This window comes from Kordia jejudonensis (genome assembly GCF_001005315.1).
GTDB lineage: Bacteria > Bacteroidota > Bacteroidia > Flavobacteriales > Flavobacteriaceae > Kordia > Kordia jejudonensis.
The window spans coordinates 1-6,038 of the sequence record NZ_LBMG01000095.1; the positions used below are offsets into that span (position 1 = coordinate 1).

The window sequence follows — 6,038 nt, forward strand, 5'->3', positions numbered from 1 at the left end:
GTCGAATACTTGCCAGTAAAGTAGATGTTGTATTTTTCTGTAAATAGACAGTTTTCATCAAACTTGAATTATACTTAGACTTGTTACCATAGGTTAAATCATATGTACTTGCATACTCTTTACTGTTTGAATTCAGCATACCAATAACACCTAAAACTAAAACGACAATAATGGCATTACCATATTTATTGTCAAATAATTTTTTCCCTTTAAATATGAGTGTTAAGACTAAAGCAGAAAATAGGATTACTAATGCGGCATTGAGAAGTGACCAAATTAAGTACATATATAATTAGTTATAGGATTCGTTTATAATTATCTCCTTTTTTAAGAATTATACTTTTATCTTTTTCTATTTCAAACATTGTTGTGATCGTTTTTTTATCTCCATTTAGTGCATAAATAAAAACCTGAAAGTGTAAATGGGGAGCAGATGAAAATCCTGTATTACCGCTATATCCAATTTTTTGTCCACGCTTGATTTTATCGCCTAGTTTGACCGTTACACCTCTATATCTAAGATGAACATATTCTCCTATTGATCCATCAACGTGTTCTATCATAATTAAATTACCATCATCAATACAATCAACAGTAGGACAACCTTTTTTAGAGTTCTTTTTTATCTTTATAACTACGCCATCGCGAGTAGCATAGATAGGAGTGTTTACAGGCATATTAAAATCAATAGCTTTTTTACCCTTGTGAGAAAAAGAGCCATCATACCCTTGCATAATTTGGTGTGAAGTACCTTTTTTGTATGGTAAGGTGTATGCATATTCAGTATCATGCACAGCATTTATATTTCCTAAGGTATATGTGCTTTTGTATGAATATTTACTTTTTTCAGTTTTAGAAAAAGTTAAGGTAACACCTTCAATTTGTTTTTTAGGAGGGATAATAAGTAAAAGAGGAGATTCTTTATCTAGTGTATATCCATATCCATCAAATGTCAGTTGTAAACTTTGCGTTGCGTGTGTATTATTTTTCACATAAAATACTATAACATTTTTATTCTGTTTTTTTATAATTTCTACATCCTTGTTTTGTGCAAATAAATTACCAAAAATAAATATGCAGACTAAAAGTAAAATATATTTTTTCATGATTTATTTGCGATTTTTTTTCTTAGAAACTTCCTCAGCCATCAATAACGCATTATATGCATTGACTATTTTACCTGATTTGGATAGCGAACTGAACGGAACTAATTCTTTTTTGTCGCTTGTAGAAGGTTTATTTACCATAATATCATACGAAACGCCAGATTCCATAATGATTTGTTTTACTTCGGATGCTGTTAGGTTTGGGTAATAAGAGCGAATTAATCCTGCTATTCCACTTACAAGTGCAGATGAGAGAGATGTTCCACTTCTGTATCCGTATTTTTGGTCGTTTAAAGTTGTGAAAACAAATTTTCCAGGAGCAAAAATATCAACTTCTTTTTTGCCATAACTAGAATTATTATGAACAAGTGTAGAATCTATTTTATTGGTCGTAGCACCAACCTTCAAAAAATTATCCACATATTCTTTCGAGTGATTTTTTGCATCATTTGGATAATTAAGTACTTTATCTAAATCAAATCTACGATTTCCTGCTGACTTGATAATCAATACATCATTTATACTAGCATATTTAATAGCATCAATAACCCAATCCTCATACAACGAGAATTCTTTACCTAAACTCATGTTTATTATATCAGCTCCATTATCAACAGCATATCTAATTGCCAAAGCAATATCTTTATCGTGTGTGTCTCCATAGGGTGCAACTGGTAAAATCATTGCCTTTGCTTCATTTCTTATGATTCCTGTAACTCCAATTTCACTATTTTTTTTAGCAAAAATAACTCCTATAGTTTTTATTGCATGTGAATGTCTATTACCTGAAGAGTCAATATATATTTTATTATTACCATAAAAAGTATCATTAATATTATCACTTTTATCTCCAATAATATCCCTACCATCTGAGTCAAGGTTTAAAAGAAAAGATAATTTTAATTTTTCATAATCTCTTCTACTTTTTGCCCAATCTTCTTTTGCAATTAAAGTTCTTAATATCTTTAATTCTTCGATAGATTTTTCATTTATTTTTGATAATGAATCTATTAATTTTACACTTAATTTAGTCTTGGGTAAAATAGATGTTAATTTGGTTTCAATTTTTATTCTTAGTTCGTCTAAAGAGTCCAAATAGCGTATATTTTCATCAACAATTTTGATTTCATTATCATATTCCTCTAATGCACTTTTGTATCGATCGAACTTATTTCTTAGCCGTTTAGGTATTTTTCTTTCTTTATAGTTATCGAATATTGGTTTATACTCTCTTATTAATCTTGTATATTCTCCATTTGTTCTGTAAACTTGTTTGCCGTTAGAATTTCCTAAAAAATTCCATCCATGTATATCATCTATATATCCGTTATTATCGTCATCAATATTATTATTAGGAATTTCATCAGCGTTAATCCATAAAATATCTTCAAGGTCTTTATGGGTAATATCGAATCTACTATCTATAATAGCTATTGTAATTGGTTTTGACTTTTTATCCTTCAAAAAATCATGTGCTAAAAAAGTACTTATTCCTGAAATTGTATCTTTAGAAGGATCGCTATGTTGCCAGTTCTGCCATTCACTAGCTGAAAGCTTTTGTTTCTTAGAAATAAGTAATGATTTAGTGCTTTTCTTCAAGTCATAATCGACTATTTTAAGCGCACAACTATTTAAAGTTAGTAATGCAAGTACATTGGTAAAAAAGCCAATCAATATGCTTAAATAATTCGCGTTTAAAATTGAAAACATTATTTTAAAATTTAGCTCTAAAGTACTAGCTTAAATGTAGATAATCTAAATTACAATGGAATCTTCAGGGAATATTCCATCAATTTTAATGAAAGATCATCCTTAACTTTCTTTATGGATTTTATTTATAAAATATTTTAGAGATAAATTAGTTCGCTTATTAAACGCAATTGAAAAAGATCGTCTATTGCTGAATCCACTTTCTTCGGATAGCCCAGTCATGTTATAATTTCGATATTTTTTATCCTTTTTTAATTTCTCAACAATGTAATCTATACGTAAATCATTTATATAATTACTGAATGTTTTTTGTTTGTAATGATTAATTATAATTGATAAGTATTTAGAGTTAGTTTCCACAATTTTTGCAAGATCGTTTATTGATAATCCTTTTTCTAAAAATTGTTCCTTATCCTCAAATACGGTTAGGTTGTCGAGTACATTCTTAACAACCATTTCATCGATATCCTTTATTCTTTCATTTTTTGAAACTTTCTGTTTTGAATCAATTTTCTGCTTATTGAGAATATCATTAAACCTGATTTGATCTTTCTTTCTTTTTTTATAATTTAAAATTAGGGCAACTCCAAAAACAGACATAAGAATTAAAAATACTAATGCATACGTACTGATGTACTTGTTATCATTATTAAGTGTATCTATTATTTTTTGCTTTGTAGATACTATTTCTTCCTGTTCGTAACCTTTATATATCGTTGTATTGATCTTTCTGTAATTTTGATACAAAACACTATCCAACTTTAATAATTGATTATTATAATAGAGTTCGTTATTTTTATCGCCTTTGGATAATATTTTATAAGAATCTCTACAATAAAAAGGAAGATACTCATCCGAAATAAACATTGAATCTATTTTTAGCAAATAAGTTTTGGATAGATTCTCAGAAGCCAACTTTTTATAGATTTTCCCTAAATAATAATATGAAATAGCTATTTTATTTTTATCATCACTTTTTTCTATAAATGCTAAGGATTTTAGAATACTATCTTTGCTTGCTGAAATTTTTCCTTGATAAAATTTATTAATTCCTTCATAAAATGTAAAATAATAATGTGATGAATCACTTAATTTTATTGATTCTTTATAACCCATACGGTTTAAATGGGATGCTGAATCTAGTAAATTCATATATGTATAAGAATTTGAAAGTATACAAAGAGAATTTAAATAAGTCGAATATCTTCTCTTATCTTTAAAATAGTTTAACAAATCTCTCATATACTCTACTGTTTCCTCATGATGCCCGACTTCATTTTTCAGCAATCCTATATTATACTTCATCATATAAGATAAATCTATATTAGCAGATTTTTTGGCAGTCTTATTAGCTAGAAAATAATAATCTAAAGCACATTTAAATTGCTTTTTATTTTTACATAAACTGGCTTTCATGGAATAAGCAGTACATGGTACAAGAAAATCATTCTTATTTTTTGAGTATATGATTGCTTTATCTACTAATTGTTCAATAACAGAATCAATTTTAACATTTGAAGTTAAAAAAAGTAAGCCTTTAGCAATTCTCACAGAGTCATTTTCCTTTAAACCCTTTAAGTAATATGTGTTGCTATAAATCAAGTCATCACTTTGGTCTTTACTATTGTAAAAATAATGTTCCAATTCTGAATAACTTTTATCATGTAACGAATCAGGAATAGCAAAATCATTGATCTGTGCATTCAGGATTATAGGAATAATCAATACATATATAAAACTTAGATATTTATTCATGGTCAATACATAACTTTCTAATAAACAGATTTTTAAGTGTAGAACTGCAATTTACAATAAGAGGAAAATTCAGTGAATATTCATGGTAGATTCGCTGAATCTTCCGAAACATATTTAGTTTTTATTCTTCATGAATGTACATTTATGCCATCAAAAAAATCTGACAACGAAAGTAGCGGATTAATTTTAATAAACAAAAAACAGCAAAACATGGCATTAGAAAATTTAATTAGTATTGAGTTTACACAAGAAGAACTGACCAACCTTGATACACACCTTAACGGGATTCAACAAATACTAACAGGAAAAACCGTAAACCTTACACCTGACCAACGAAGACAATACGGAAGTATTGGCAATCAAAACAAACTCATCGTAGACAAAGCAAAAAATTATATGGAACAACATCCAAACTGGATTCCTAATTTTTTGGACAAAGTAGAGTTTGACAAAGACTACAACGCACGTCAACAGATGGAGCAACGTACACAATTACTACAAAATCTTGCTCAGCAACTCATAGACACCAAAACACTTTTAGATCACGATAATTATACAAATTCATTAAGCTTTTATAGAAAGATGCGCTACTTAGCAGGCGAAAACGAAGCAGGAGCGAAAACTGTATTTGAAGATATGAAAGTACTCTTTAGCAGAAGTGCTAGAACTGCCGATACTGACACCACAGAAAATACTACGGAATGATAGATGGAGAACAACGCAAAAAGCTAAAAGCAGTACTAGGCTATCATTACACAAGTAGCGTACTAAAAATATTAAAAGAGTATAAAGTAACCAACAGAAGAGGTAAACCTTACGGAACATCAATGATCCGCAATGTGTTTAACGGACTCAATAAAAATGAAAAAATTGAAAACGCCATCTTAGAACTCTTTTACCAAACTATAGAAAAAAACGAAAGACGAGAAGCCTTAATGAACGAGTTACTAAATATAAACGATACGTAACCCAGTATTTGCGGTTCATTATCTAAAATATGAGGTATTGCACTATATCCATACGGTTATTGAACAGGTTCATTTAGGTTATGTACAGCATTATCAGGGTTGTTTATAACAACGTTGCAGTTCTGAAAAGAAGCAATGCGGTTTCAAATAGGTTCGAAGCGGTTCCGAAATAAATATAATGGGTTTCGAACCGAATAAAAGGGGTTCGTTTAGGGGGTAAGCCCCCAAAATAACCAAATTGAAAGGATAATGAACCGCTTATAACCTTTGTAGAACCACATCAAACCAGTTCCGAGAGGGCTAACAACCAGCATTGAACCACTTCGGAATAGTAATTAACCTAAAAAAATAATTTTAAACAACGATAAAGAAATATATTACAAATATTTTCGTTTGAAAGAAATTGATCACAAAACATATTAAATAATAATTGTATTGCAAGTATAGCTGTATATCCCAAAAAACAGTCGTGGAAGCCGAAAAACGCAAGAGTAGGCAT

Annotated in this window: 5 protein-coding genes and 1 pseudogene; 2 read left to right on the forward strand and 4 right to left on the reverse strand. The window is 29.2% G+C overall.

Going from position 1 to position 6,038, the window contains the following annotated elements; genetic code table 11:
• The 4 genes and pseudogenes from AA089_RS22510 to AA089_RS22525 all read right to left on the reverse strand — a co-directional run.
• Window positions 1–286, reverse strand: a pseudogene (locus AA089_RS22510) (hypothetical protein); the annotation flags it as partial.
• 10 nt (window positions 287–296) lie between these two features.
• A complete protein-coding gene (locus AA089_RS22515; RefSeq protein ID WP_053002640.1) occupies window positions 297–1,106 on the reverse strand; it encodes a M23 family metallopeptidase in 810 nt (269 codons plus the stop codon).
• 3 nt (window positions 1,107–1,109) lie between these two features.
• Window positions 1,110–2,816, reverse strand: coding sequence for a S8 family serine peptidase (locus AA089_RS22520; RefSeq protein ID WP_053002641.1), 1,707 nt, complete (start codon window positions 2,814–2,816; stop codon window positions 1,110–1,112).
• A gap of 102 nt (window positions 2,817–2,918) precedes the next feature.
• On the reverse strand, window positions 2,919–4,571 hold the full coding sequence (locus AA089_RS22525) for a helix-turn-helix domain-containing protein (RefSeq protein ID WP_046759281.1): 1,653 nt from the start codon (window positions 4,569–4,571) through the stop codon (window positions 2,919–2,921).
• A 144-nt stretch (window positions 4,572–4,715) separates the two neighbouring features.
• On the opposite strand from AA089_RS22525, the gene AA089_RS25270 reads away from it, so the two are divergent.
• Both AA089_RS25270 and AA089_RS22535 read left to right on the forward strand, forming a co-directional pair.
• On the forward strand, window positions 4,716–5,276 hold the full coding sequence (locus tag AA089_RS25270) for a hypothetical protein (RefSeq protein WP_241480029.1): 561 nt from the start codon (window positions 4,716–4,718) through the stop codon (window positions 5,274–5,276).
• Window positions 5,273–5,539: a hypothetical protein gene (locus AA089_RS22535; protein WP_046759282.1), complete on the forward strand. Its 267-nt coding sequence runs from the start codon at window positions 5,273–5,275 to the stop codon at window positions 5,537–5,539. The genes AA089_RS25270 and AA089_RS22535 overlap by 4 nt, the downstream gene beginning before the upstream one ends.
• Window positions 5,540–6,038 lie beyond the last annotated feature (499 nt).